A 2,009-nucleotide genomic window follows, 5' to 3' on the forward strand; every position below is an offset into this window, starting at 1 on the left:
ACGACTTGATTAAAGGAAATTCACAGCAGGGAACCCTGCGTAAATTAATTAACATTCCAACAACAACACCTACCAGCCAGTGGTGGATTGATAGCATCAGCCTTACTGATATTGCATTAAACACTAGCGGTTCCTATATTAATTCAAGAAATCCAAAGATTGACCCATCTAAAGATGAAATTGCCTTATTTGCAAGTCAAATTGGAGTTAATGCCGACGACCTGACATTTAAGGTAGTAAACCCCAATGTGACGCTTCCGGATAAAGATGCGCCTAAAATAAATGCTATTCGAATTAGTTTTGTAAAGACAGAGGCCATTTACACCATCAGCCCATCAGCAGTAACCACCAATGAAGGTGCAGTTCTTACAAATACTGTTACTACAACTAATGTTGCAACTGGCACCAAACTTTATTATGCATTAAGCGGCACGGGAATTACAACTGCTGATGTCACTGCAGGCGCCCTCACAGGAGAAGGTGTAACAGATTCCACTGGTAAGTTTAGTTTTTCTCATACGCTTGCAAATGATCTATCAACAGAAGGTGCTGAATCTCTTGAGATAAAACTTTTCTCCGATTCATCGCGTTTAACTCAAGTTGGAACTACTGCATCAGTGAGTATTGCTGATACTTCAATAAATCCATTCAACCTTGATATAGATGGCGACGGCAAGGTAACAGCACTAGGTGATGGATTAATGGTTATACGCAAATTATTTGGTGCTGCTTTTGCTGGTGATGCCCTAACAAATAAAGCCATATCACCAACAGCCACAAGAACAACTGCTGAAATCCATCAATTTATTGAATCTGGTATTTCTGCTGGCACACTTGATGTAGATAAAGATGGTAAAACCACTGCCCTTGGTGATGGTTTGATGGTAATACGCCATCTATTTGGTGCTGCGTTTGCAGGTGCCGCACTCACAAATAAAGCAATCAGTCCTGATTCACCATATTTTGGTCCTCCCGCAAACTTTGCTGCCGTTGCCGCAAATATTGATGCCATGCGTCCTGTTTAATTAGATCTAAACAACCTCTGGTGTCACAAATTCGCTTTAAGCAGTTGGTGATGCTGTTGTAGTAACAGTGCGTTTGACGATCCCAACTGCTGATGGTGATTTGCTCCACTACTCAGCAGTGGCATCAGAACCACTGGAATCAACATCAAAGGCACCTGCTGGCAGGTCCTGGGTTGGAGTTGTGGGGGTGAAAGGCAGCAAAGGATTAAGAAAGCACCCTAGTGCGCTGAAATAAAATGCTGAAACCAGCTGCCGTTACTTGTTTATGCAATATCTRCAAGAACCTKACRAAATRCTTAAAAACGAATACAATAYAAAGAGATATGGATGCCATGGGCGTTCTGCCTCCTGGTATTCATTGCTTCTCTGCCGTTTCTTGAGGGTTTGGGTTTTATGGCAACAAACGGCTTGCAAAAAATTGATCTAAGTAAAGGTGAAGCGGATCTAATATTAAATACTAAAATTACCGATGCTTCTGGATTAAATTATTCAAATCTATCGTTTAGTCTTGTTAATTCACCAAGTGGCGGATCCTCCACAAGTCCATCAGCCTATATTTCTACCTACAATGATAAAATATCTGGAACCACTAAAGATGGCACCTATAGCAGCATMGTAAAAGTTGGTGGTARYGCATTACCTGGTACCTATGCAATTTCAAGCCTYYMAATWGAAGAYAGTATTGGCAAYCGTRTCYAYAAATMTGGYACAGATCTTGATAAGTATCTAGTTTCTATTGGTATTGATAAGGCAGCGCTTACATTTGAAGTAATTGGCACAACACCTGTAAATAATGATTCAGCTGAGCCTAAAATTAATTCGGTAGCACTCTCATCAAAAATAGTTGATCCAAGTAAAGGCGAAACAGATCTACTATTRAMTACTAAAATTACTGATGCTTCTGGGTTTAATTATTCAAATCTATCATTTAGTCTTGTTAATCCACCAGGTGGCACATCCTATACAGGTCCATCAGCCTATATT

The 2,009-nt window shown here is 40.2% G+C and carries 2 protein-coding genes; both read left to right on the plus strand.

Annotated elements, in window-relative coordinates; translation table 11 throughout:
* A partial coding sequence (locus tag C7K08_RS15680; protein ID WP_206603875.1) for a hypothetical protein occupies window positions 1-1,025 on the plus strand: 1,025 nt, incomplete at its 5' end.
* Window positions 1,026-1,418: 393 nt separating this feature from the next.
* On the plus strand, window positions 1,419-2,009 hold a 591-nt coding region (locus tag C7K08_RS13725), incomplete at its 3' end, for a hypothetical protein (protein WP_153062430.1).

Origin of the sequence: Synechococcus lacustris str. Tous, assembly GCF_003011125.1 — a bacterium.
GTDB lineage: Bacteria > Cyanobacteriota > Cyanobacteriia > PCC-6307 > Cyanobiaceae > Synechococcus_D > Synechococcus_D lacustris.